This is a genomic window from Streptomyces sp. NPDC031426 (assembly GCF_055581585.1).
Genome location: NZ_JBVIJE010000019.1, coordinates 83199 through 108078, shown reverse-complemented (window position 1 = coordinate 108078; position 24880 = coordinate 83199). Strand labels below are relative to the sequence as shown.

The following is a 24880-nucleotide window of genomic DNA, read 5'->3' as shown; positions in this document are numbered from 1 at the left end:
TCATCCACCCCGGTGCGCGGGCCCTGCTCCGTTACCTTCCGCCGCCAGGGTCGCCCGCACCCGCTGTTCCTCGCGAGCAGAGCCGACGTCCCGTTCCAGGGGTGTGCGGCTCACGGCTGTCGCGAGGTCTTCCAAGGCCCGTTTTTGCAGTTCCGCCTCGCGCCGCACGACCGGGCTCCCATTGCCGGCGGCGTCCTCCCAGGCGTGGAGCGCCTCCTCCACGCCTCCCCAGTCCGGATTCCTGTGCTCGCGCACGGCGACTGCTGCCTTCGCGGTGTCCGTCTCCAGGGCCTCGGCGAATCGCTCCGCCTCGGGGACGAAACGGCTGTCGGCCCGCGGGACGTGGCTCTCCATGAGCATCGCCGCGCGGCCGAACCCCTTGAGCGCCTCCTGCGCCTCCTGCGCCTCGCGCGACGTCAGACCCCTGGGGCGGACCGGTTCCTGCTTTGCCCGGTCGTATGCCTCCTGCCAGGCGGCACGTGCCTCCCTGCTCTCCAGCAGTGCTCTGCGCATGTCGGCGTGATGCTCCCGGGTCGGCTCGGCGTAGTTGCGGAGCACCGCGGCCGCGTAGCGGCCGTTGGCGGCGAGCCAGTCCGCAAGCCGCCCCGGCAGTCGGGGTGTCTCCCATGCGGGGAACACCACGTACGCCAGCATCGCCAGGGCTCCGCCGAGCAGGGTGAGCACCACCCGCTCCGGGACTGTCTGCTCCCATGCCTGGCCGCCCATGCCGAGCAGGAAGACGACGTACGCGGCGGTGAAGCACTGGGAGTAGGCGTAACCGGTACGGTTCAGCGCGTACGACAGGCCCGCCGAGACCACCGCCAGCGCGCCGAACACATGGGCATCCGGGCCCAGGGCCCGCACCATCCCGGTGGCGAGCGCGACCCCCGCCAGGGTCCCGGCGAGACGGGCCACCGCACGCGCGTACGTCCGGTGGAAGTCCGGCCGCATCACCATCACCGAGGCGATGGGCGCCCAGTAGCCGTGGCCCAGGGGGAGCCGGGCGGCGATCAGATAGCCGAGCGTGGCCACCGCCGCCAGGCGGACGGCGTGCCGGAACACGGGCGAGTCCCGGCGGAGCTCACGGCGGACCGCCCGGAGGACGACCGGGACCAGCCGGAACATTGTCGGGCGTACCAGGAACTGGGCGCCCGCGGGGCCGGGCAGCGTGGGCGTCCTCCCGCGCGCGCCACCGCTCCCGGCGATCTCCAACGCCTCGCCGAGCAGTTCCACGAGCCGCTCGGCGGCCTGCCGCGCGGGGCCCTCCAGTACCTCGTGCTCCTCGTCGACGCGCAGGACGTCCATGCTCCCGGGCCGCACCTCGGCGGGAGTGCCGCGGCGGATCGAACGGGCGACCGCATCCAGAACGTCGGCGGCCGCGTCGAGCAACTCCCGTGCGCGGTCCCGCCCGGGTCCCTCCGCCGGAGCGCCGACGTCCGGGTCGGCGAGCGCGGCGACGACCGGCCGAATGCGCTCGGCGAGTCCCCGGGGGCCGTGCAGGACGGGGGGACGGGTTCGGGCCTGTGACGGCGTCACGGCGGCCGCGTCCCGGGCCGTCATCAACGGCTCCGGGTCGAACGGGGCGGTCGGATCGTGCCGCAGCCGGCGGGCGTAGTCCGCCACGGCGGCCAGGGCGTCGGCGAGCGCGTCACGATGCGCTCCCCAACGGCGGATCGGGAACAGAAGGATCAGCACGGCCTGCGTCACGCCCCCGAGCGCGATGACCCCGGCGTGCTCCAGGGCTCGCCCGACGCTCGTGGGCAGGGTGATGGTCACCAGCATGCTGCCGACCGTCGTCGCTGCGACGATCCCAGCGGTCGATCCGACGGCCCACGCCATTCCCGCGGCAAAGGCCCATACGGCCAGCAGTGGGAGGAACGTCACGAGTCGCCCCGCCGCCAGGTAGCCCACAAAGGTGCTGAGCGCCAGACCCGCGCCCGCGCCGAGCGCGACCACCTTGCGTGGACGCCAGCTGCGCTGGAAGGTGGCCCCACCCGCGGAGTAGGCGCCGAGGGCGGCGGACGCGGCATACGCAGGGGAGACCAGCCACAGCGCCGGCCCGATGACGATCGCCACCCCAGCGGCCGTGCGCAGCGCGAGCAGGGGCTCCAGCCGCGTCTCCTCGATCGTGAGCCCGGATCGCACGACCTCCCCCAAGGCCCGCAGCCACGTCACGGATGTGAGCCTAGCCGGAACGCCCTGCCGGGTCGCGTCGGCCGCGCCGCCGCCTCCTGTGCGCTGTGGATAGGCGGGCGCACACCCCGGATCGGGTCGAACCCTGACACCACTTCTCGGACGCAACCTGACATGCCGGACGCCACTGCAGACCTTGACGGAAGTCCTCGCGGATCGGCGAAGACGGCAACCACGGCTTTGACTTCAGGAGCGGGTTCAGACCCGGCCTGTCGAATCGGTGCCCGACAAGCCGGGGCGTCCGCCATCCGTTCTACCGGGCCGGACGCAGGCGATCGCCCCTGGTTCAGGTCCGATCGGAGAGCAAGCGAGACGCAGTCCGTCAGTCTCGGTGGAGCCGGGGTCGATCGCCACTCGTCGGCCGGACCGGTCCCCGGGAACAGGCGGACGGCGGCCTTCGGGTTTTCCTTACCGCTTGTGGCCGTTCCCGTGTCCGTTCGGATGCAGGACCACCTTGGTCCAGCCCTCGTCACGGGCGTCGAAGTGCTCGTAGGCGGTGGGGGCCTCGTCCAGGCTCAGCTCGTGGGAGACGACGAAACTCGGCTTCGCCTTCCCGCCGACGATCAGATCCCGCAGCGCCCGGTTGTACTTCTTCACCGGCGCCTGCCCGGTCCCCATGCGCTGGCCCTTGAACCACATCATGCCGAAGTCGATCGGGACCTTGCCCTGCGCCTCCAGCTCGCCCTGGGCCTCCGCGCCGCCGGGGTCCTGGGGCAGGAACACGCCCACCACGCCGATGTCGCCCGTGAACCTGACCGAGTCGATCAGGCCGTTGAGCGTGAGGCTGGCGTCCTCGTGTCCCTGGGGGTCGTGTGCCTGGTAGCCGACGCATTCGCAGCCGTTGTCGGCGCCCAGACCGAGGGTGGCATCCTTGACGACCTCCGCCGGGTTCTGCTCGGCGGTGTTGATCGGGATGGCCCCGATCTCCTCCGCCTTGCGCAGCCGGTCGGGCTGGTGGTCGGCCGTCCAGACGCGGCCGGCGCCCTTGAGGAGGGCGGAATAGGTCGCCATCAGCCCAACCGGACCGGCCCCGAAGACGATGGTCTGGTCGCCCGGTTTGACGTGGGCCATCTCGGTGGCGTGATAGCCGGTGGGGAAGATGTCGGCGAGCATCACGTAGTCGGTCTGCCGCTCGGCGGCGTCCTCGCCCAGACGCAGCGCGTTGAAGTCGCCGTAGGGCACGCGCAGCAGCTCCGCCTGGCCGCCCTGGTAGGGGCCCATGTCGGCGAATCCGTAGGCGGCTCCCGCGAGGGCCGGTTCCGGCTGCATGGTCAGGCAGTAGTTGGTCAGGCCCTGCTCGCACTGCTTGCAGAAGCCGCAGGCGATGTTGAAGGGCAGGACCACGTACTCGCCCACCTGGACCTTGCGGACGGCCGAGCCGACCTCCACCACCTGGCCCATGTTCTCGTGTCCCAGGGTGCGGCCGGACTCGAACGAGGTCCGGCCCTCGTACATGTGCAGGTCCGAGCCGCAGATGTTGGTGGTGGTGATCTTGACGATGATGTCGCAGGGGTGTTCGATCTTCGCGTCCGGTACGTCCTTCACGGCGACCGTTCGCGGTCCTTCGTATACCGCTGCCTTCATGGTGACTTCCCTGGATGTCGCGGCATGGCGGTGATGGAGAGGGCGCAAAGAGCCTGACTCTCGGAAGTGCTGCGACGGGGTCCGGGGCTCCGGCACGCCTCTGGGGGCCGTTCACCTGGATGAGATGGAGCGGTCATTTGCCGTCGGCCCGCCGGAGGGAGCTTCGGCGCCCCGGCGGCGTGCCGTGCGGGTTCCCGTCGGCCCCCGACGCGAAACGACCACGCACCGATCCATCAGCGGAATCTTCGTACGCGGACGACCACCAACCACCAATCACCAGCGAAGCTCCGACTCAGGTCATCAGCTGGTCACCGCCCTCGTCCTGGAGCATGCGGCGGCGTTCCTGTTCGCGCTTGGAGTAGGCGGCTGCCCGGATCGCCTCGTCGCTCTCCAAACCGGATCCCAGCGCGCCGCCCACGGTGGCCACCGAAGCGACGAACCATGACAACGTCAAGTATTCCGTGGCGTGCAGCGGGGTTCGTGTCGCGGAGGCGAATGCCTGCTCGTTGAGGATGAACAGGGCCCACAGCAAGTTGATGACGATCAAACCCGCGTAGCAGACGAGCACCCCGATACCCACGGTCATGACCGTCGAGGCGTTGTAGAGCCTCGCCCTCCGCCTCGCCTCCCGCGAGACCTCCGCTGATCGATGCCACAGCTGCGCGTCCACGATCAGCCAGCCGATCATGAGCGCGACGGACCCGACAGTGGCGATCACGAGGCGTGGCGTGCTCAGGGACTCGGCCAGGTTCCAGATGGTGGAGTTCACGGTGGCGACCGCTCCCGTGGCGAGTGCGGCCGCCAGGGCTTTCGACAAGCCCGGCACCAAGCGCCACGGCCGGTTGGCGCGAACCATACCGCCGAGCACCCTCAGGTAACCGCGCGGCCCACTGACGACGTACCGCAGATCGGCGATCTCCTCCTCGCCGACCTGGACCGGATGGATAGGCGCGAGAAGACCGATGAAGGGCCCCCGCAGCGGCTGACTTCCCGGAGGCCCCTCAGCCCCCATGGCCTGCGGGCCCACCAAGCTGAGCACGACTTCTTCCACGGCCAGCCGGGCCCTTGTCTGCAGACGCAAGCCCCCCAGCGTGGGAAGAGACAGCAGCGCCAAGCCGTGTTCGTGACTCAGATCCACCACGAGCTTGCGCCCGTGTGAATGCAGCGGAAGGTCGGTGAGGGCCACGAGGATGTCCCAACTCTCCGCACTTCCGCGGTCCAGGATCCGGCGCATCAAGGTGGGCGGGTCCTCGGTCCCTGTGGTGAAGGGCTCACTGACCACCTCGACGTCGAACCGTCGCCCCTGGCCCCACTTGTCGGCGAGCCGAGCAGGAAGTATCCGGGCCATGCGCTGCGCGATCTCCGTCGGCGCGTCCGGATCCGCCAGAAGAGCCACGACCGTAACGTCCTGAGACGACACCCGCATGACTCCCTCTCGTCGGCTGCCCCCGTGATCGCGAGTGCCCACAGGATGCCCTCGAGGTAACGCCGACACCGCGTGACACGCTGGCCCCCACCAGCAGGTGCAGGCGGCACGGTCGGATCTCCTCGTCCTCCCCGTGCGGGGCCCGCTCCACCGCGGGGCCACTGTTGCGTGCGCCACCGCGAACACCCGCTCCGCGCCACGCCGGTCGGCACCGCACGCCGCGCCACCGGCCACCCCGCTTCGATGTCCGGCCCGGGAGTGCGCCGGCAGGGGGCAGGCGAAGGCCCCGACTGGTTCGGGGGATCCCCAGCCGGGGCCGATCGAGAGTGGGCGCGAAGGGCGGTCGCCTCGCGGCGGGGGCTCCACAAGGCTTCAGCCGAACGATCGTCCTCATGGGCAAAGGGTGAGGCCCGGGGACACAGTTCCCTTCACGCCCACATACAGGTCAACGGTGACGCTCTCTCGAATGTTCCCTGGGGCGTCTCATACCGGGATTTCTCCGGGCGCTCGTGTGAGCGGGGCCCGGTGACGGCGCCTGTCGCGCGGTTCGCGGCGCGATCAGGTAATCAGGAACGGTGAACAAGGACGCGACCGACCCCTTCGTGCATGTCCGGGGCGCCGGTGAGAACAACCTGCGGAACATCGATGTCGACGTTCCGCGGGACGCGATGGTCACCTTCACCGGCGTCTCCGGTTCGGGCAAGTCCTCGCTCGCGTTCGGCACGCTCTACGCGGAGGCTCAGCGGCGCTACTTCGAGTCCGTAGCACCGTACGCCCGAAGGCTGTTGCAACAGGTCGGCGCACCGCACGTGCAGGAAATCACCGGCCTGCCACCGGCCGTGGCCCTGCAGCAGCGACGCGGGTCGCCCAGCTCGCGCTCGACGGTCGGCACCCTCACCACGCTGTCCAATCTGCTGCGCATGCCGTACTCCCGCGCGGCGCCTATCCGCCCCGGGCCGCACGGCTGGAAGCCGAGTCGTTCTCACCCAACAGCGCGGCCGGCGCCTGCCCGGAGTGCCACGGACTGGGCGTCGTGCACGACGTCGCCGAGGACCTGCTCGTCCCGGATCCCTCGCTGAGCATCCGCGAGGGGGCGAACGCCGCCTGGCCGGGCGCCTGGCAGGGCGCCAACCTGCGCAGTGTCGTGAGCGGCCTGGGGATCGACATCGACCGACCGACATCGGCCCCGGTGCGGGCGAGGGCGGCGGACGCGTGCTGTACAGCGGCCCGGTCGCCGGTCTTGCGCGGGTCGGGGAGTCGGCCACGAGCCAGTACCTGTTCGGGCGCGCCCAGCCGCTCGATCACCGCCCGCGCACACCGCACGGCTGGCTGCACCTGAGCGGCGTCTCCCGCCACAATCTGCACGACGTGTCCGTCGACGTACCGCTCTGCGTGCTGACGGCGGTAGCCGCGCGCCCTGCAGCGCCACCGCACCCTGCCTCGCGGCCCGGCTCGCGCGCTCCTGACGACAGCGCGAGGGGCTGGGTACCGGTGCCCCGAGCGCATGTCTGTGCGCGGTCAGTAAAAGCTGCCGTCCGAGTGAGGACGACCTTCGTCCAGCCGTCGTCGCGGGCGCCGAAATACTGGTGTCCGTGCATCCGTCGGCTGCCTTGGGACGATCCGGGGCGGCTCGGCCTTCCCGGCCTGAGACGAGTCCGGCGACATGCACCGGGGCGCGACTGCTACAGCAGCCGGTCGAACACCGCGGTGACGCCCTCCCAGTGACTGGTCTGCGGGTTTTTGACATCCGGATACATGATTTTGAACGTCTCGGCGAGGGCGACGCTGAGACCGCCGATGATCTCGGGGTAGCGCTCTTCGGCCTCCTGGGTGGGTGTCCTGTCGAGGGGAGGGTGCGCGGCGAGCTGTTCCAGGATCGGCTTCAGCTCGACCTCCTCGTCGAGCCGCCGGAACCGGTGGATGCTCTCCTGGAGGCCCTTGGTGATCGGTAGATCCCACGGTTCGACGGTATCCCTGCCGTTGGCCTTGGCCGACGCCTGGCCGACGACCAGGAGGTCGTAGAGCTTGGCGTCGACGAAATCGCCGTATCGCTTCAGGTCGTTCCTGTCCACGTCGAGGCTTGCGGCGGCGCGGAAGAAGCTCTCGAACTTCGACACACCCATCACGGTCATGCCTCTCGCCTCCTCACCGGGAACGGACGGCGCCGTTCGCTCCCGCCCGCGCCGCCATCGGCTGTTACCCGGTCGAGATTCGCAGAGCCCCCTGCCGAGCGCCTCCGCACTCCAGGCCGAAAAAGGGCGCCCCCTCTTCCCCCAGCAGAGCAGCATGAAGTGCGCAGGCATCCCTGGGCCAGCTGTACGGCCGTCCGTCCGCAGGAGGCCGTACGACGTTGCAACGCCTCGAACGAGAATTGCTGACCGGACGACACGACCAGCTCGGGGGAGCGGGACTGGAGGGCTGAAGAATGGGCAGCGGCAGCCGTTCTTCTCCAGAGTGCGAGGTGTCTCGTGAGATACCGGCGACTGAGCTGCCCCTCTTGTCGCCAAGCCATTGACGTGTTTCCGGCGAAACGATCTGCGCGAAGCCGGGTGAACCACTCCCCGCATGAGCAGGCAAGGTACGGCCTCTTGGGGTCCGAAGCTCGAGGACGACTGGCGGTGCCCTGCGGACGTGAGCGTGCGGACCTGGTGCGCCCGTGACCCGGGCGCGCAGGGCGTCACGCGCTCATGTCCGCGGAGGCCGATACCCCCGCAATGCCGAAAACGGGCAGGTCAGCGACGAACGCGTCAACCACCGCAACGGCTATCGCCCCCCGAGTGGACACGAGGGCCGGGACGATCGAGCTGGCCATCCCCAAGCTGCGCCGGGGCAGTTACTTCCCGCACTGGCTGCTGGAGAGGCGTCGCGGGGGACGCGCCACTCTGGCAACCCCTTCAGAGCATCTCCAGCGGCGTGGGCCCGTTAGGCGCGGAAACGCCTCGTCGAGAGCGTCGAGCGCCTCGGTGGGAAGGTGGAGGTCCAGCGCGCCGCGGTTCTCCCGAACGTGGTCGGGTGATCCGGAACGCGGGATCGCGGCCACCCCCCGTTCCAGCGCCCAGGCGAGTGCCACCTGGGCCGGCGTTGCTCCGAGGGCCCGGGCCACTGCATCCAGTGCCTCGACGTTCAGGAGCCGCCCCTGCTCGATCGGGGAGTAGGCCATGACCGTCACCCCGGCCTCACGGCACCAGGGGAGAAGATCCCACTCGATGCCGCGCCGGGAGAGGTTGTACAGCACCTGGTCGACGGCCGCGGCGTCGCCACCGGGGAGGGTGGTCAGCTCGGCCATGTCGGCGACGCCCAGATTGCTCACGCCCCAGTAACGGATCTTCTCCGCCTCCATCAGGTCGGTGAATCCCGCAAGGGTCTCCTCGAGTGGCCACCGTCCCCGCCAGTGCAGCAGGTACAGGTCCAGCCGTTCCGTACGGAGCCGCCGCAGGCTGCCCTCGCAGGCGTCGACGGTGCCCTTCCGGTCGGCGTGGCCGGGCAGCACCTTGCTGACGAGGAAGACCTCTTCCCGGCGTCCCCGGAGGGCCTCCCCGACGAGTTCCTCGGCTGCGCCGTTGCCGTACATCTCCGCAGTGTCGACGACGGTCATGCCCAGGTCCACGCCCAGCCGCAGCGCGGCGACCTCCTGTTCACGCCGGGCCGGGTCCTCACCCAGGTACCAGGTGCCCTGCCCGAGCGCCGCGATCTCCTCACCGGCGGGGAGCGCGATCGTTCTGGCCGATCCCGCAGACATCTCGGGCCTCCCGTCCGCCGCGGATCCCTGTCACGCGCACCCGTACCGGGTGTCCAGGTCCGCGCCTCCCAGACAGCCGTGTCGCATGCGCCGCAGGGAGGTCAGGAGGGGCGAGCGGACTGCGCCGAGAGCTCGCCGGGACCGGGTGTGCGATCCCGCAACGCGACGACCACCGACACAACGGCGCCGCAGGAGAGGACCGTCGCGAAACCGATCATCGCGGTCTGCACGGCGAAGTGCCGCAGGGCGATGCTGAACAGGACGGAGGGCAGGCCCATCCCCAGGTACGCGACGACGAAGAACACGGCGAGGACCCCCGCGCGTGAGGCGGGCTCGGCCACTGAACCGGCACGTTCCACTCCTCCCTTGAACAGCAGCCCGGAGCCGGCTCCCGACAGGGACACGGCGACCAGGTAGAGCCAGAGCGCCGGGTGGTAGAGGGCGACGGCGCACAGGACCAGTCCGACCGGGAAGGCCACTGCCCCCACGGTCAGGAGCCGGGGCAGTGGGAGGCGGCCCAGCACCAGCTGGGCGGCCGCCGCGGAACCGAACATGAGGAAGGCCGCCAGGCCGACCACGAGGTGCGAGTCGGTGTGCAGGGTGCCGTGGAGCACGCTCGCCCCGAGGGAGGAGATCAGGCCGAGGATCGCGAAGGCGAAGGCGCCCAGCGCGCCGGCCGCGCCGAACGCCCGCCGGCCGCCGGGGCGCAGGACGAACCTGCTGGGCGGTTGGGCCGCGGGCAATTCCAGGTCCACGGTCTCCGGGGTGCACAGCACCAGCGCCAGACACACTGCCATGGCGAGCGTGAAGATCGCCTGGGCGGTGATCAGGGGCGTGGGAAGCCACTCGGCGGCGGCTCCGGCGACCAGGGGCCCTGAGGCCAGGCCGCCGAGGTTGGCGGCGGTGGCCACGATGCCGGGCAGCACCGAACCCGTCCGTTCCGGACGGACCTCGTGGTGGAGGTCGTGCAGGTACGTCGTCGCGGTCGAGGCCATCAGCCCCAGTCCGACACCGTTCAGGATCCTGCCCGCGATCAGCCCCGGCAGGTCCCGCCACACGATCAGTACGACCGACGCGACGATGCCGACCAGCAGCGCCGGGACGATGATGCGCCGCCGACCGAGCCGGTCCGACAGGTGTCCCAGCCCTAGGAAGGCGGCCGCTGCGCCCGCGACCATCGAGGCGTACGCCACCGTGACCGTGGTCGCGCCGAAGTGGTCCCGGGCCTCGTACAGCGGCCACAGCGGGGTCGGCGCGGTGCCGAAGGCCATCAGCACGGTGAAGGCCACCGCCACGAACCAGAAGCCGGTCGTGTGCGAGGCACGGCGCCGGGCGGGGGCGCGGGGCGGCAGGTCGGCGGGAGCGGGTGCTGGGATCCGGTGGGTCGGGTCGTCGGGAGCGTCGGCTGTGGGACGGCTCAGCGGCGTCGGAACGGCGGGCAGGGGTACCCCTCCTCGGGCGGAAGCGGATGGCGGTTTCCATCCTCCTCACCAGCCAGAATCAGTGCCAACGAATGTTTTTGCTGGGCTCCAGCAATGCGAGTGATACTTCTCGTGTGGAGCTACGTCAGCTGGAGCACTTCATCGCGGTCGCCGAGGAGCTGAGTTTCACGCGTGCCGCCCGTCGGCTGCACGTGGTGCAATCAGGGGTGTCCGCCGCGATCCGCTCATTGGAGCGCGAGCTCGGCTGCGCGCTGTTCGAGCGCACGTCGCAGCAGGTCCGGCTCACCGGGGCGGGCGCCGCGCTACTGCCGGAGGCTCGGACCACCCTGAACGCCGCCCAGGCCGCCCAGGACGCCGTGCGCGCCGCACAGGACACGCTGCGCGGCACGGTGAACGTGGGCGCCATGGCCTCGGTCGAAGTGGTGGACCTGCCTGCGCTCCTCGGGCAGCTGCACGCGCGGCACCCGGCGATCGACGTCCGGCTGCGGCTGGCGACGGCCGGCTCGGCGGGACTGGCGCAGGCGCTGCTCAGCGGGGACCTTGACGTGGCCTTCCTGTCGCTGCCCGAACGCAAGCCCGCCGGGATCGGCGCACGGGAGCTGGCCACCGTGCCGCTCGTCCTGGTGGTGAGCGCCGCCCATCCCCTCGCGCAGCGGGGAAAGGTGGCACTTGCGGACCTCGCGGGGGAGCCCTTCGTGGACTTCCCGCCGGGCTACGGCAACCGCGAGGTGGTCGACCGGGCGTTCGCGGCGGCGGGCGTCGTACGCCGGGTGGCACTGGAAGTGCCCGACATCGACATGGGGGCGGCACTGGTCCGGCACGGTCTGGGCATCGCCTTCCTGCCCGCGTTCGCCGTTGCCCGCACCCCCGGCCTGCATGTCCTGGACGTCCTGGACACCATGCTCCGCTGGAGCATGCACCTCGGCACGTCGTCGACCCGGCGGCCCAGCTCGGCTCTGCGGGCGCTGCTCGACCTGGTCGACCTCCACGTCCTCGCCCTGTGACGCCCGGGCCACGGCCCGGAACGTCACCGGTCGGTGGTGCCCGGGGCCCCTGCGTTCGCCTTGCTCCGGCCGCGACATCTGCCGCAGCATCCGCTGACGCTCCCGCTGCCGTCGTCCACAGGCGGCGTCGGACACCTTCTCGGCCCCTTCGCGGGCTGGTGCCGGAGGCCCCGCCCATCATGGCGATGGCGGTGATGAGCCAAGGCCCCGTCTTCTGGCGCGATGCGACCTCGCTGGATCAATCTGAGTAAGGGCCACCCACCCACTGCAGCGCTGTAGCAGGGCGGCCCGCCCAACTGCTACTGACACCGCCCGCGCAGAAGTTCAGTGAGGCATCAGCCGGGTCCGCCCAGCACGATCTTCCACACTCGGGTCGCCACCTGGAGGTTCAGCCGGTCTTCGACGTTCGCGAGGTCGTGGCCGCTGATGTCGCGGATGCGCTGGAGCCGATAGCGCAGCGTGCTGCGGTGGATCGCGAGGGAGTCGGCGGTCTCGTCGTAATTGCCGCCGCAGTCGAAGTACCGGGACAGGGTCTCCACCATGGCCGCGTGGTGCCGGGAGTCGTAGTCGATGAGCTGCCCGAGCCACTCGTGGACGAACGTTTCCAGTTCCCGGTAATCGCTGCCGGGTCCCAGGATGCGGTAGAGGCCGAGCTCGTCGAAGAACGTCGTGCCGTAGCGCTCGCGGGACTGGCGGCGCACCTCCAGGGCGCGCTGCGCCTCCAGGTAGTGGTGGGGGATGTCGTTCAGGGAGGCGGAAGGGGCGCTCACCCCGATCGTCCCGGACCGTGTCCCGGTCTCCCGGGCGAGCGCCTCGTACAACGCGCGGGCGTGCGGCCTGTCGCCAGTGATGAGGACGACGTGGTCGGAGCGGCGGGTCAGCAGCGAGCGCATGCCCACCGCAACGGCCGCCCGACTCACGGTCTGCGCGAAAGAATCGTCGGCGGTCCGGTTCGACCACTGCACCACTACGACGTAGTGGCTGCCGTGCAGGTCGTGTCCGACTGCCTCGGACCGGGCGTAGGCGCTCGGCTCGTCCGTCCCTGCCAGGAGGTCGTCGGCCAGCTCGCGGTGCAGCCTCAGCTCCACTTCGGCCAGATTGCGCAGGTGCGTCAGCTCCAGGGCGAGCGACGCGGCGGCGTGTCCAAGCGCGAGTACGGTGTGCTCGTCGGCCTCGTCCCGGGCATCGACCAGCGCCAGCACACCCAGGATCTCGCCGTGCGGGCGGATCAGGGTGATCAGCCGGTCCCTTATCCGCACCGGCCCGGCCTCTTTGGCGACGGCGTGCAGCATTTCGTCCCGGCGCACGGGGTCCGGTTCGGGATAGGGGACGGGGCGGTCGGGACCGGTCCAGGACCTCAGCCGACCGAAGCGGTCCTCGAGCAGCGCGGGAAGCCCAGTGAGCCCGTGCAGTGCGCGGGTGACAGCTTCCTCGCCGCCACCCGAGGCAGCGACGCCGGCCATGAGAGCGTGAACGGCTCGCTCGTAGCCCAGCTCAGCCACCACAGAGATCAGCTGCCGCTGGAGGGCTGTGCGTTCCTCCCTCAGCCGGCGCAGCTCCAGCGCGTCCTCGCGTTGGCGGCGGTGTGCGAAGGCGATTGACAGTGCAGCAGCGGTGTGCCGGACGAGCATGGCGAGCAGGGATCGCTGGGCCCTGGTGGGCCGGGAGCGGGACGTGACCACGAGGTAGCCGTGGAGTCCCCCAGGTCCGCGTAGACCCAGGGCGCGGCCCCAGGGCTTGCCGGCTACGGTCACGTTGCCGTCCTGCCCGGCCAGCTCCCGGACCCTCCGGCCCACGGCCAAGGCATGCGTCTGCCCGTTCCTCGGGCTGGGGACCAGGTCGTCGTCCACCTTGAGGTATCCGGCCTCGGCCCGGTACGGCCCCGCGGCGACTATGTGATCCATGGCCAGGCGCAGGATCTCGCCTTCGTCCGGAGCGTCGAACTGGGCGCGGGAGAGCGCGACCAGTTCGTGGAGGGCATGGGCGGCTGGGGTGCGAACGGGCAGGCGGGCCCTGGGCGCGGCCGTGGGGCGCCGCCCGGCGCTGCCCCGCGGAAGGTTGCCCTTCCGGTCGGAGTAGCGGTGGTACAGGCTGTACGCCCGACTGCCGACCATGGGATCACTCCGTCCTTCGGAGGTGAGCGGCTTTCGCGTACCCGGTCCCGGGCCGGCTACCCGAGACGTGTGGGTTCTTTCTCTCGTACTCGTGGGGCGACCGGACCCGTGCATTCCTGACTCGCCAGGCGCAGGCGTGGAGCCACCCGGTTCGACACCCTGGGGAGTGCTCGAGACCCTCCGTGCGCACCCGTGGGAACGGCGGAGATCCCACCTCTACCTGAACGAACGTGATCCGGAGAGTCGGCGCAGGCGCCGGACCGGGAGGAGTTCCTCATGGCGAAGGCAGTGGGCATCGACCTGGGCACCACCAACTCGGTGATCGCCGTGTGGGAGGGCGGCGAGCCGTCCGTCGTGCCCAACAGCGAGGGCAACCGCACGACACCGTCCGTAGTGGCCTTCACCGACACCGGGGAACGTCTGGTGGGTCAGCTGGCCCGGCGCCAGGCGATCCTCAACCCGAAGGGCACCATCTACTCGGCCAAGCGGTTCATCGGCCGGCACTTCGACGAGATCTCCGACGAGGCCAGGGCGGTGGCGTACGACGTCGTCGAGGGCGACGGCGGGGCGGCCCGCTTCAAGGTGCGCGACAAGCTGTACGCGCCTGAGGAGATCAGCGCACAGGTGCTGCGCAAACTCGCCGACGACGCGTCCAAGCAGCTGGGGGAGCGGGTCACGGAGGCGGTCATCACGGTGCCCGCCTACTTCAACGACGCTCAGCGCACCGCCACCAAGGACGCCGGACGGATCGCGGGACTGGAGGTGCTGCGGATCATCAACGAGCCGACGGCGGCTGCCCTCGCGTACGGCATGGACAAGAAGGAGCACGAGACCGTTCTCGTCTTCGACCTGGGCGGCGGCACCTTCGACGTGAGCATCCTCGACGTCGGCGACGGCGTGGTGGAGGTGCGCTCCACCGCTGGTGACAGCCACTTGGGCGGCGACGACTTCGACCGGCGTCTGGTGGACTACCTCGCGGACGACTTCCAGAAGGAGAACGGCATCGACCTGCGCAAGGACCCGCAGGCGCTGCAACGCCTGTTCGAGGCGGCGGAGAAGGCCAAGACCGAGCTCAGTTCGGTGACGCAGACGCAGGTGAGCCTGCCGTTCATCACCGCCGACGCCTCGGGCCCCAAGCACCTCACCGACTCGATCATGCGGTCCACTTTCGAGCAGATCACCGGCGACCTGGTGGAGCGTTGCCTGGGACCGGTGCAGCAGGCGATGGCCGACGCGAAGGTCGGTGAGAGCGACATCGACGAGGTCATCCTCGTCGGCGGTTCCACCCGCATCCCCGCTGTCCAGACTCTGGTCCGCCGGCTGACCGGCGGCAAGGAACCCAACATGAGCGTCAACCCCGACGAGGTCGTGGCCCTGGGCGCCGCGATCCAGGCCGGGGTGCTCAAGGGCGAGGTGAAGGACGTCCTGCTGCTCGACGTCACACCCTTGTCGCTGGGCGTGGAGACGCGCGGCGGAGTGATGACGAAGATCATCGAGCGGAACACCACCATCCCGGTGCGCCGCAGCGAGACTTTCTCCACCGCCGAGGACAACCAGCCGGCCGTCGATGTGGTGGTCCTCCAGGGCGAGCGCGAACGGGCCGCCGACAACCGGGTGCTCGGCCGGTTCCAGCTCACCGACATCCGCCCGGCGCCGCGGGGCGAACCGCAGATCGAGGTCACCTTCGACATCGACGCCAACGGCATCCTCAACGTCAAGGCACGTGACCGGGACACCGGCAAAGAACAGGGCATCACCATCAGCGAGAGCTCCAACCTGGACCGCAGTGAGGTCGAACGCATGGTCCAGGAGGCCGAGCGCAACCGGGGCCAGGACCAGGCACTCCGCGAGGCCGTCGACGCCCGCAACGAGCTCGACGCCGTCGCCTACCAGGTCGAGAAGCGCCTCGCCGAACTGGGCGACGCAGCGCCCGCGCACGAGAAGGCACGCGCCGAGATGCTCGTGTCCGACGCCCGGGCGGCGGTCAAGGAAGAGGCGGGTGTGGAGCGCGTGCGACCTCTGACCTCCGAACTCCAGCAGGTGCTCGCCGGGCTGGCGGCCCATCAGGGCGCCGCCGCCACGGACGGCGGTCCCGGCCAGGACGCCGCCACCGGCGGTCCCACGGGTGGCGGTGGCGGTGACGATGATGTCATCGACGCCGAGTTCGACAAGGGCTGAGGCGCGCCATGTCCAGCCGCCCCCAGGAACCCGACCGGGCCGCGTCGGATCCGGGCGTACGGGTCCCGGAAGGCGCCGGACGCCCTCCTCGCGGAGATTTGCCCCAACCGGGCCCGCCCCGGCCCGAAGCGGCGAACGGCGAACCGGGACCCGATGCCGCCGGCCCCGCGCCTGCCGAGGACGAGTACACGACCATGATCCAGGAACTGGAGGACCGCTGGCGGCGCGCGCTGGCCGACCTCGACAACCTTCGCAAGCGTCACGCCAGGGAACTGGAGCGCGAACGGGCGGTCGAGCGGTCCCGCACGGCGGCCGCCTTCCTGCCCGTCCTGGACAACCTCGAGCTCGCCCTGACCCATGCCGGCGCCGATCCGGGTGCGATCGTGGAGGGCGTCCGGGCCGTACGCGACCAGGCGGTGAACGTCCTCGAACTGCTCGGCTACCCGCGGCACGCGGAGACCGGCGTCGCCTTCGACCCGGCCCGGCACGAGGTGGTCGGCGTCGTCCAGGACCCCGACGCCCCACCGGGAACCGTCGTCGAGGTGCTGCGCCCCGGCTACGGGGACGGCGAACGGCAGCTCAGGCCCGCCGCCGTGACGGTCGCGAAGCGGGAGTGACCGGTCATGGCACGGGACTTCTACGAGGTGCTGGGCGTGTCGCGGACCGCGAGCCAGGACGAGATCCAGCAGGCATATCGCAAGCTGGCCCGCAAGTACCACCCCGACGTCAACAAGGACCCCGGGGCGGAGGAGCGTTTCAAGGACCTCAACGAGGCATACAGCGTCCTGTCGGACCCGAAGACCCGGGCCCGTTACGACCGCTTCGGCGAGGACTTCCGCAAGATCCCCGAGGACTTCGACGAACGGGTCGCGGCTGGAGCGGGCGGCGGCTTCCGCGCTCGGAGGACCGCAGGCGGTGGCGGTCCTCGCGTCCGGTACGCCACCGGCTTCGGCGACGACTTCGGCGCGGAGGGCATCGACATCGAGGACCTGCTCAGCTCCATGTTCGGAGCCGGCGCCGCCCGAGGCGGCGTCCCCGGAGCGGACCAGGAGGCCGAACTGCCGCTCACCGTCGAGGAGGCGTACCGAGGCGGCCGTCGCACCGTCGCACTCGCCGGCCCCACCGGGCAGCCGCGGCGCTACGAGGTCGACGTGCCACCGGGCGTCACCGACGGGCAGCGCATCCGGCTGGCGGGTGAGGGTGGCCAGGGCAGTGGTGACGCCGCCGCGGGCGACCTGTACCTGCGGGTGCGTATCCAGCCCCACCCCCGGTTCCGGCTGGACGGCCGTGACGTACACGTCCAGGTCCCGGTCGCCCCGTGGGAGGCGGCCCTGGGTGCGACCGTGCCGGTGCCCACCCCCGGCGGCGGCACGGCCAAGGTCACGGTGCCCGCGGGCTCGTCCAGCGGCCGGCGGCTGCGGCTGCGCGGCGAGGGCATGCCGAACCCGCGAGGCGCGAACGGCGACCTGTACGCCGAACTTCGCGTCATGGTGCCTCCCGCCCTCGGCGACCGGGAGCGCGAACTGTTCGAGGAGCTCGCCGCCACCTCCTCGTTCGACCCCAGGAGGACGCGATGAACGAACGACCCGCGGGAGCGGGAGGCATCGGCCGGGCCGGCGTGGGCGCCCGTCCGGTACGAACGGGCGCCGACATCACCGCCTCGACGGCTGTCCGGTACGCGCTCGTGCCCGTCCCCAGGCTCTCCCTGGCCGCCGTGGCCCGTCGCTCGGGCCTCCACCCCGATCTGATCCGCCGGTTCGTCGCCCTCGGCCTGGTCGACGCCGAACGCGACTCCGCGGGGCGACTGGTGTTCGACCCCACGGCCCCGGCGGTTCTCGCCCGTATCCAGCGGCTGCGCTCCGGACTCTGCCTCAACTACGCATCCATCGGCCTGGTGCTCGACCTGCTGGACCGCATCAGCATGCTCGAAGCCGCCCTGCGCCGCGCCGGCACGAGGAGTGAAACACCCCCATGGACATGAACCGTCTCACGCAGAAGTCCCAGGAAGCACTCCAAGAGGCCCAGAGCGCGGCCGTCGGCATGGGGCAGACCGAGGTCGACGGGGAACACCTGCTGCTCGCGCTTCTCGATCAGGAGGACGGTCTGATCCCACGGTTGCTGCAACAGGCCGGCACCGAGCCGAAGGAGCTGCGCGCGGCCGTGCGCGAGGAACTCTCCCGCCGCCCGAAGGTCACCGGTCCCGGCGCGGCACCCGGCCAGGTCTTCGTCACTCAGCGCCTGTCCCGCCTGCTCGATGCCGCCGAGCGGGAGGCCAAACGCCTCAAGGACGAGTACGTGTCCGTGGAGCACCTCCTGCTCGCCCTGGCCGAGGAGGGCTCGGCGACCGCCGCCGGACGCCTGCTCAAGGAGCACGGCGTGACCCGGGATTCGTTCCTGAGCGCGCTCACCCAGGTCCGCGGCAACCAGCGCGTCACCTCCGCCAACCCGGAAGTGGCCTATGAGGCTCTGGAGAAGTACGGCCGCGACCTCGTCCTCGAGGCTCGGTCCGGGCGGCTGGACCCGGTCATCGGCCGTGACGCGGAGATCCGCCGCGTCACCCAGATCCTCAGCCGCAAGACCAAGAACAACCCCGTCCTCATCGGCGATCCCGGCGTCGGCAAGACCGCCATCGTCGAAGGCCTGGCCCAGCGCATCGTTCGCGGCGACGTCCCCGAGGGCCTGCGCGACAAGACGGTGTTCGCCCTCGACATGGGCTCCCTGGTCGCCGGCGCCAAGTACCGCGGCGAGTTCGAGGAACGCCTCAAGGCCGTGCTGTCCGAGGTGAAGGCCGCCCAGGGGCGCATCCTGCTCTTCATCGACGAACTCCACACCGTCGTCGGCGCGGGCGCCGCCGAAGGGGCCATGGACGCGGGCAACATGCTCAAGCCGATGCTCGCCCGCGGCGAACTCCACATGATCGGCGCCACCACCCTCGACGAGTACCGCAAGCACATCGAGAAGGACGCCGCCCTCGAACGCCGCTTCCAGCAGGTCCTGGTCGACGAGCCGAGCGTGGAGGACACCATCTCCATCCTGCGCGGACTGCGCGAACGCCTCGAGGTCTTCCACGGCGTGAAGATCCAGGACACCGCACTGGTCTCCGCGGCCACCCTCAGCCACCGCTACATCACCGACCGGTTCCTGCCCGACAAGGCCATCGACCTCGTCGACGAGGCGTGCGCCCGGCTGCGCACCGAGATCGACTCGATGCCCGCCGAACTCGACGAGATCACCCGCCGCGTCACCCGCCTGGAGATCGAGGAGGCGGCCCTGTCCAAGGAGACCGACCCCGCCAGCAAAACTCGCCTGGAGGAACTGCGCAGGGAACTGGCCGACCTGCGCGGCGAGGCCGACGCCAAACACGCCCAGTGGGAGGCCGAACGGCAGGCCATCCGCCGCGTGCAGGAGCTGCGCCAGGAACTGGAGCAGGTCCGCCACGAGGCGGAGGAGGCCGAACGCGCCTACGACCTCAACCGCGCCGCCGAACTCCGCTACGGCCGCCTCCAGGACCTGGAGCGCCGGCTGAAGGCCGAGGAGGAGCAACTGGCCACCAAACAAGGGCAGAACCGGCTGCTGCGCGAGGTCGTCACCGAGGAGGAGATCGCCGAGATCGTCGCCGCCTGGACCGGCATCCCCGTCGCCCGTCTCCAGGAGGGCGAACGCGAGAAGCTGCTGCGCCTCGACGAGATCCTGCGCGAGCGCGTCATCGGCCAGGACGAGGCCGTCAAACTCGTCGCGGACGCCATCATCCGCGCCCGCTCCGGCATCCGCGACCCGCGCCGCCCCATCGGCTCGTTCATCTTCCTCGGCCCCACCGGCGTCGGGAAGACCGAGCTGGCCAAGACCCTCGCGGCGGCCCTGTTCGACTCCGAGGAGAACATGGTCCGCCTCGACATGAGCGAGTACCAGGAGCGGCACACCGTCAGCCGGCTCATGGGCGCACCACCCGGATACGTCGGCTACGAGGAAGGCGGCCAGCTCACCGAGGCCGTACGCCGCAAGCCGTACTCGGTCGTGCTGTTCGACGAGATCGAGAAGGCGCACACCGATGTCTTCAACACCCTGCTGCAGGTCCTCGACGACGGCCGCATCACCGACTCCCAGGGCCGAACCGTCGACTTCCGCAACACCGTGATCATCATGACGTCGAACATCGGCTCCGAGCACCTCCTCGACGGCGCCACCGCCGAGGGCGAGATCAAGCCCGACGCCCGCGCCCTGGTGATGGGCGAGCTGCGCGGGCACTTCCGCCCGGAGTTCCTCAACCGCGTCGACGACATCGTGCTGTTCAAACCGCTCGGCGAGCGGCAGATCGAGCGGATCGTGGAGCTGCAGTTCGACGAGCTGCGCCGCCGGCTCGCCGAACGCCGCATCACCGTCGAACTCACCGATGCTGCCCGGGAAGTGATCGCCCACCAGGGCTACGACCCGGTGTACGGGGCCCGGCCGCTGCGCCGCTACATCTCCCACGAAGTCGAGACGATGGTCGGGCGCGCCCTTCTGCGCGGTGACGTCCAGGACGGCGCGACGGTCCGCGTCGACGCCGAACATGGAGAGCTGGTAGTCACCTACGACCAGCCCGAGGACGTGAAGGGAGCGCGGGCGGCATGAGCACGATGCAGGCGACGACCGTCAGGTGTCCCAACTGCGGGCGCACCAACCGGGTGCCCGTGGCCGCGGAGGGCCGCCCCAGGTGCGGCCACTGCAAGCAGCCTCTGCCGTGGATGGTGGACGCGGGCGACGACGACTTCACCGAGGTCGCCGAGAGGGCCGACGTCCCCGTCGTGGTCGACCTGTGGGCCACCTGGTGCGGTCCCTGCCGCATGGTCAGCCCCGCACTGGAGAAGGTCGCCACCGATCTGGCCGGCCGAATCAAACTCGTCAAGGTCGACGTCGACAAGAACCCGCGACTGTCGCAGCGTTTCGAGGTCCAGGCCGTACCGACACTGCTGATCCTCGACCGGGGCGAGACGGTCGCCCGGCAGGCGGGGGCGGCGCCCGCCCCCGCTCTGCGCCAGTGGGTGGAACAGTCGATCACCGCCCGGAAAGGGTGATCCGGATGACCCTGCACGCAGACCCCCACCTCGCGCTCGTCCGGCCGGTCCAGCCGCTGACCCCAGAAGGGTGTCAGGAGTGTCTGATGCTCGGCTCCCCGTGGGTCCACCTGAGACTCTGCCTGACCTGCGGGCACGTCGGCTGCTGCGACTCCTCGCCGAACAAGCACGCGCGCAGGCACGCAGCTGCCGTCGCCCATCCGATCGTGCAGTCGTTCCAGCCCGGCGAGGATTGGCGCTGGTGCTACGTTCACGAGGCGTTCGTCTGATGTCCGGCGACCAGTCGCTGCCGGGCGAAGAACCGGTGCCGGAGGAAGCGGACGAGGCCGCCTTCTGGGAGACCCCGGACATCTACGGCGCGTATCCGCGCCTCACGGAGGACCAGATAGCACGTCTGGCGGAGCACGGGCAACGCCGGAGCATGGCTCCGAACGACGTGCTGATCCGGGAGGGGGAGCGCTGCGAGACGTTCTTCGTCGTCCTCAGCGGTTCCGTCGCCGTCGTCGAGGACTACGGCACTCCCGAGGAGCACGTGCTGCGCGTGCACGGCCCCGGTCGCTTCATCGGCGAACTCGGCCTGCTGTACGGACAAGTGGCCTTCTACACCGCTGTCGCCAGGGAGCCGGGCGAGGTCCTCGTCGTCTCCTTGGACCAGTTGCGCCACCTGGTGTCCCAGGACTCCAGCATCGGGGACGTCGTGCTGCGTGCCTGTCTGGGCCGTCGCGCGCTGCTCGTCGGACAGGGCGCCGGCTTCCGCATCGTCGGCTCGCGCTACTCGCCCGACACCAGACGGCTGCGCGAGTTCGCCGTCCGCAACCGGCTGCCGCACCGCTGGATCGACCTGGAGACCGACCAGGAGGCCGAGGAGCTGCTGCGCCGCTTCGGCGTCGGCCCGGCGGAGACACCACTCGTCATCTGGCGGGACACCACCCTGTTGCGCAACCCCAGCAACGCGGAACTGGCCCGGCTCATCGGCCTGCCGTCACTACCCGCCGGAAACCGTCACGGCGACGTCCTCATCGTGGGCTCCGGACCCGCCGGCCTCGCTGCCGCGGTGTACGCCGCCTCCGAGGGCCTGAGCACCACGGTGGTGGAGGCGATGGCCACCGGCGGCCAGGCCGGCACGTCGTCCCGCATCGAGAATCTGCTCGGCTTCCCATCCGGCATCTCCGGCGCCGAACTCACCGAGCGCGCCGTGCTCCAGGCCGACAAGTTCGGCGCCAGGATCAGCCTTCCGCTGGAGGCGACCGGCCTCCATGCCAAGGACGAGGACCACTACGTGGTGGCGTTCGCCGACGGCAGCGAGATCGCCGCCCGCGCCGTCGTCCTGGCCATGGGTGCCCGCTACCGCCGGCTCCAGGTGCCCGGCATCGAACGCCTGGAGGGAACGAGCGTGCACTACTCGGCGACCGTCTACGAGGCCCAGCAGTGCCGCACCGACCCGGTGGCCGTCGTCGGCGGAGGCAACTCGGCGGGCCAGGCGGTGCTGTTCCTCGCCGGGTACGCGCCGAAGGTGCACCTGCTGGTCCGAGGAGCCAGCCTTGAGGCCAACATGTCCCGCTACCTGGTCGACCAGGTCGAGCGCCATCCGCGGGTGGAGGTCATGCTGCACACCGAGGTCACCGAGGTCATCGGCCAGGAAGTGCTGGAGGAGCTCGACGTGGTCGACAACCGCACGGGCGGGCACCGCCGGCTCGCGGTACGGAGCCTGTTCGTCTTCACCGGCGCCGAACCTCACACCGAGTGGCTCGCCGGCATCATCGCCCTCGACTCCCGCGGCTTCGTCCTCACCGGGCCGGAGGCCCAGGAAGCCTGCGCTTACCCCGAGGTGTGGCACGGCCGCGGGCGCTCGTGCATGACCCTGGAGGCCAGCCTGCCCGGGGTCTTCGCGGTAGGGGACGTCCGCAGCGGCTCGGTGAAGCGGGTGGCCTCCGCGGCCGGTGAGGGCGCGATGGCCATCCACTTCGTGCACCGGCACCTGGGGCACTCGGCCGTACCCGGCACCACGGGCACGTCAGCTGTCGCGGGCCACTCGGACGTCTCCCCACGCATACGTCACAAGGAGTCCGCATGGCTCGCATGACGAATGGCGGACGATGAGATCACGAGAAGGAAGAAGGAGGCGATGGCGATGGCCATGCCCGTCCGGCGCCACCGCGGTGGCGGCCTGCAGGAGCGGCCCGTCTGGGCACCCACCCCTCTCAATCCCCTGGTCGAGTTCGACGAACTGCTCAACCAGATGAGCGGCCTGCTGGAGTCGACGGTGGGCGCGGCACCCGCGGTTGCGTGGACGCCTCTCGCGGACGTGTCGGAGTCCGAGGACGCGTTCCACATAGAGATCGAACTCCCCGGAGTGAAGAGCAAGGACATCGACGTAGAGGCCAACGGTCCCGAACTCGTGGTCACCGGAGAGATCAAGGAGCGGGAGCGCAAGGGTGTCCTGCGCCGCAGCACCCGCCGCGTCGGAGCCTTCGAGTACCGTTTGCGGCTGCCCGGAGAACTGGACACCCACAAGATCAAGGCTGAGATGCAGGACGGAGTGCTCAGCATCACCGTCCCCAAGGCCGACGTCGCAAAGCCGCGACACGTCGAGATCACCGAGACGAGTGGAAGCACCGAGAGCAGCGGCTGAGACGCGAGCGCCGCGGTTCCGGGCACCCATCCGGCACTGCGGCCGGGCCGGCGAGGCTCGACACCCCTCACGGCGGCGGAGAAACGTGCTACGTGGCTCCCCACCGTTGGCGGTTCTTCCTGCTGGTCTCGCTGACCTTCTTCATGGCCTACGCGGGAGCGAACTCGGCCTGTCCGACGGTGAGCTAGGTCCTGAAAAGCGCCGACCGCACCGCCCGCCGCCGGGAGCAGGAGCCCGCCGTTACCGCCCGGGCACCGGACCGGGCAGCACCCTGTACTCGCCGAGGATGGCCGGCACCGCGGGCACGGCAGGTCGTACGTCCGCCATGGCCGGACAACGCCTCGACGACGAAATCGAACGGATAACCCACGCGCTCCAAGAAGCCGGCCCGACGAGCGGCGACCGACTCGAACAGGCGGTGGGCGGCCGTTCCTGGAGCCCCCGGCGCCTCCGCCGTGCCCTGCGTGAGTCTCGGGCCAAGGGCCTTGCGAACGGCAGCTGCGCGCCGGCGGACGGACCCGGCCGGCCCGACGGCGCACCGGGCGACCCTCGTGACCAGCGGTGACCAAGGCAGAAGGAAGTCAGCTATGAAATACGACGGATTCCTCGCCCGTGTGCGCGAGCGAGGCGAATACAACGACCAGGATGAAGCCGCGGACGTCACCAACGCCGTGCTGGAAGTGCTGGCCCAACGGATCAGCCCGGGAGAGGTCAAGGACCTCGCATCCCAGCTGCCCGGCCCGCTGGGACAAGTCCTGGACCATGCCGCGCCGCAGCAGGCGCGAAGCTTCGGGATCGAAGAGTTCTACCGCCGGGTCGCCGAGCGCACCCATGCCCGGCCGCGTACGGCGCAGTGGGACGCCAGCGCAGTTCTGACCACCGTCGCCGACGCTGTCACCGGCGGAGAGCTGAATCAGATCATCAGCCAGCTCCCCTCCAGTTACGCGGTCCTGTTCGGCAAGGCCGACCTCGCGGACTGAGTCCGTGAGGCGCGGTGGTTGCTGAGCGTGATGACCGTCTGACAGTTCTATGGGATGGATTTTCGTGTTCTGCTGCCGAAGTGTGAGGGGTTCGGAACGCTCTGTCCGGAACTTCCGGAAGGACGGCCGTGGATGACGTGGCATGGAGGGGACCGCTCGCATTCCGTCGGATCCCCTTTCTGTGACAGCAGCGCCTGGGAATGTACGACGGACAGGTGGCGACCATGTCCAACTCATGCGTTCGAAGGGCCGGCCGCCGGCACCGGACCGCCGGTCGCTGAGCAGTGCCGGCATCGGCCGGTCCGCCGAGCACGCCTGCGACGGCGGGCAGCGCAGGCGCTGTCGTTGTCCAGCGGACAGCCGGCCCAGCAGTCCGGCCCGATGGCTGGCTCCTCCAATGGTGCGCCAACCTGGGCCAGGACATTTCAGGCAGCGAAGGGGGAACCCGAGAGCCTACTTCCGCGATGGGCACGAGCCGGGGACAGCTCACCATCCTCGGACACCGCCATGCCCCGGCTGAACGAAGGAGTGACC

17 protein-coding genes and 3 pseudogenes are annotated in these 24880 nt (G+C 70.4%); 13 read left to right on the top strand and 7 right to left on the bottom strand.

Features of this window, described 5'->3' with window-relative positions:
• The 3 genes from ACZ5NH_RS31735 to ACZ5NH_RS31725 all read right to left on the bottom strand — a co-directional run bounded on the left by ACZ5NH_RS31735 (position 1) and on the right by ACZ5NH_RS31725 (position 5203).
• Positions 1-2175, bottom strand: coding sequence for an FUSC family protein (locus ACZ5NH_RS31735; protein ID WP_468780095.1), 2175 nt, complete (start codon positions 2173-2175; stop codon positions 1-3).
• Positions 2176-2601: 426 nt separating this feature from the next.
• Entirely contained in the window at positions 2602-3777 is a 1176-nt protein-coding gene (locus tag ACZ5NH_RS31730) for a glutathione-independent formaldehyde dehydrogenase (RefSeq protein ID WP_388633066.1), read from the bottom strand.
• Between the two features lie 292 nt (positions 3778-4069).
• Positions 4070-5203 carry a hypothetical protein gene (locus ACZ5NH_RS31725; protein WP_468780093.1) on the bottom strand — a complete coding sequence of 378 codons (1134 nt, stop codon included), beginning with the start codon at positions 5201-5203 and terminating at the stop codon, positions 4070-4072.
• A 575-nt stretch (positions 5204-5778) separates the two neighbouring features.
• On the opposite strand from ACZ5NH_RS31725, the pseudogene ACZ5NH_RS31720 reads away from it, so the two are divergent.
• Positions 5779-6380 (top strand): annotated as a pseudogene (locus ACZ5NH_RS31720) (ABC transporter); the annotation flags it as partial.
• A 505-nt stretch (positions 6381-6885) separates the two neighbouring features.
• Here ACZ5NH_RS31720 and ACZ5NH_RS31715 read toward each other — a convergent pair.
• Positions 6886-7335 carry a DUF1931 family protein gene (locus ACZ5NH_RS31715; RefSeq protein ID WP_468780091.1) on the bottom strand — a complete coding sequence of 150 codons (450 nt, stop codon included), beginning with the start codon at positions 7333-7335 and terminating at the stop codon, positions 6886-6888.
• A gap of 549 nt (positions 7336-7884) precedes the next feature.
• Between ACZ5NH_RS31715 and ACZ5NH_RS31710 the strand changes: the two are divergent.
• Positions 7885-8094: pseudogene (locus tag ACZ5NH_RS31710) on the top strand (transposase); the annotation flags it as partial.
• A 3-nt stretch (positions 8095-8097) separates the two neighbouring features.
• Here the strand turns inward: ACZ5NH_RS31710 and ACZ5NH_RS31705 are convergent.
• Positions 8098-8942, bottom strand: a pseudogene (locus ACZ5NH_RS31705) (aldo/keto reductase).
• A gap of 101 nt (positions 8943-9043) precedes the next feature.
• Entirely contained in the window at positions 9044-10363 is a 1320-nt protein-coding gene (locus tag ACZ5NH_RS31700) for an MFS transporter (protein ID WP_468780150.1), read from the bottom strand.
• 134 nt (positions 10364-10497) lie between these two features.
• Between ACZ5NH_RS31700 and ACZ5NH_RS31695 the strand changes: the two genes are divergently transcribed.
• A complete protein-coding gene (locus tag ACZ5NH_RS31695; protein ID WP_468780089.1) occupies positions 10498-11388 on the top strand; it encodes a LysR family transcriptional regulator in 891 nt (296 codons plus the stop codon).
• Between the two features lie 335 nt (positions 11389-11723).
• On the opposite strand, the gene ACZ5NH_RS31690 is transcribed toward ACZ5NH_RS31695, so the two are convergent.
• Positions 11724-13502, bottom strand: a complete 1779-nt coding sequence (locus ACZ5NH_RS31690) for a PucR family transcriptional regulator (RefSeq protein WP_468780087.1) — start codon at positions 13500-13502, stop codon at positions 11724-11726.
• A 276-nt stretch (positions 13503-13778) separates the two neighbouring features.
• Here ACZ5NH_RS31690 and dnaK point away from each other — a divergent pair, with 276 nt between their 5' ends.
• From dnaK to ACZ5NH_RS31640, 10 genes are all read left to right on the top strand, one after another.
• On the top strand, positions 13779-15680 hold the full coding sequence (dnaK, locus tag ACZ5NH_RS31685; RefSeq protein WP_468780085.1) for a molecular chaperone DnaK: 1902 nt from the start codon (positions 13779-13781) through the stop codon (positions 15678-15680).
• 8 nt (positions 15681-15688) lie between these two features.
• On the top strand, positions 15689-16297 hold the full coding sequence (locus tag ACZ5NH_RS31680) for a nucleotide exchange factor GrpE (protein WP_468780083.1): 609 nt from the start codon (positions 15689-15691) through the stop codon (positions 16295-16297).
• A gap of 6 nt (positions 16298-16303) precedes the next feature.
• Complete coding sequence (locus ACZ5NH_RS31675) at positions 16304-17257, top strand: DnaJ C-terminal domain-containing protein (RefSeq protein WP_468780081.1); 954 nt, start codon at positions 16304-16306, stop codon at positions 17255-17257.
• Positions 17254-17661, top strand: coding sequence for a chaperone modulator CbpM (locus ACZ5NH_RS31670; RefSeq protein ID WP_388633091.1), 408 nt, complete (start codon positions 17254-17256; stop codon positions 17659-17661). The genes ACZ5NH_RS31675 and ACZ5NH_RS31670 overlap by 4 nt, the downstream gene beginning before the upstream one ends.
• The gene (gene clpB / locus ACZ5NH_RS31665) at positions 17652-20291 is read left to right on the top strand and encodes an ATP-dependent chaperone ClpB (RefSeq protein WP_468780079.1); all 2640 of its coding nucleotides are present in this window, start codon (positions 17652-17654) and stop codon (positions 20289-20291) included. The genes ACZ5NH_RS31670 and clpB overlap by 10 nt, the downstream gene beginning before the upstream one ends.
• Positions 20288-20734: a thioredoxin gene (trxA, locus tag ACZ5NH_RS31660; protein WP_468780077.1), complete on the top strand. Its 447-nt coding sequence runs from the start codon at positions 20288-20290 to the stop codon at positions 20732-20734. Before clpB ends, trxA begins: the two co-directional genes overlap by 4 nt.
• A 5-nt stretch (positions 20735-20739) precedes the next feature.
• Positions 20740-21003: a UBP-type zinc finger domain-containing protein gene (locus ACZ5NH_RS31655; protein WP_361807592.1), complete on the top strand. Its 264-nt coding sequence runs from the start codon at positions 20740-20742 to the stop codon at positions 21001-21003.
• On the top strand, positions 21003-22817 hold the full coding sequence (locus ACZ5NH_RS31650; protein WP_451552204.1) for an FAD-dependent oxidoreductase: 1815 nt from the start codon (positions 21003-21005) through the stop codon (positions 22815-22817). The genes ACZ5NH_RS31655 and ACZ5NH_RS31650 overlap by 1 nt, the downstream gene beginning before the upstream one ends.
• A gap of 48 nt (positions 22818-22865) precedes the next feature.
• Positions 22866-23366, top strand: a complete 501-nt coding sequence (locus ACZ5NH_RS31645) for an Hsp20/alpha crystallin family protein (protein ID WP_388633101.1) — start codon at positions 22866-22868, stop codon at positions 23364-23366.
• 587 nt (positions 23367-23953) lie between these two features.
• A complete protein-coding gene (locus ACZ5NH_RS31640) occupies positions 23954-24346 on the top strand; it encodes a DUF2267 domain-containing protein (protein WP_067043084.1) in 393 nt (130 codons plus the stop codon).
• Positions 24347-24880 lie beyond the last annotated feature (534 nt).

Bases quoted from the DNA above. Each gene is read 5' to 3' on its own strand.
- ACZ5NH_RS31730 (WP_388633066.1), bottom strand. From the start codon at position 3,777: ATGAAGGCAGCGGTATACGAAGGACCGCGAACGGTCGCCGTGAAGGAC.
- ACZ5NH_RS31725 (WP_468780093.1), bottom strand. From the start codon at position 5,203: ATGCGGGTGTCGTCTCAGGACGTTACGGTCGTGGCTCTTCTGGCGGAT.
- ACZ5NH_RS31715 (WP_468780091.1), bottom strand. From the start codon at position 7,335: ATGACCGTGATGGGTGTGTCGAAGTTCGAGAGCTTCTTCCGCGCCGCC.
- ACZ5NH_RS31690 (WP_468780087.1), bottom strand. From the start codon at position 13,502: ATGGTCGGCAGTCGGGCGTACAGCCTGTACCACCGCTACTCCGACCGG.
- dnaK (WP_468780085.1), top strand. From the start codon at position 13,779: ATGGCGAAGGCAGTGGGCATCGACCTGGGCACCACCAACTCGGTGATC.
- ACZ5NH_RS31680 (WP_468780083.1), top strand. From the start codon at position 15,689: ATGTCCAGCCGCCCCCAGGAACCCGACCGGGCCGCGTCGGATCCGGGC.
- ACZ5NH_RS31675 (WP_468780081.1), top strand. From the start codon at position 16,304: ATGGCACGGGACTTCTACGAGGTGCTGGGCGTGTCGCGGACCGCGAGC.
- ACZ5NH_RS31670 (WP_388633091.1), top strand. From the start codon at position 17,254: ATGAACGAACGACCCGCGGGAGCGGGAGGCATCGGCCGGGCCGGCGTG.
- clpB (WP_468780079.1), top strand. From the start codon at position 17,652: ATGGACATGAACCGTCTCACGCAGAAGTCCCAGGAAGCACTCCAAGAG.
- trxA (WP_468780077.1), top strand. From the start codon at position 20,288: ATGAGCACGATGCAGGCGACGACCGTCAGGTGTCCCAACTGCGGGCGC.
- ACZ5NH_RS31655 (WP_361807592.1), top strand. From the start codon at position 20,740: ATGACCCTGCACGCAGACCCCCACCTCGCGCTCGTCCGGCCGGTCCAG.
- ACZ5NH_RS31650 (WP_451552204.1), top strand. From the start codon at position 21,003: ATGTCCGGCGACCAGTCGCTGCCGGGCGAAGAACCGGTGCCGGAGGAA.
- ACZ5NH_RS31645 (WP_388633101.1), top strand. From the start codon at position 22,866: ATGGCCATGCCCGTCCGGCGCCACCGCGGTGGCGGCCTGCAGGAGCGG.
- ACZ5NH_RS31640 (WP_067043084.1), top strand. From the start codon at position 23,954: ATGAAATACGACGGATTCCTCGCCCGTGTGCGCGAGCGAGGCGAATAC.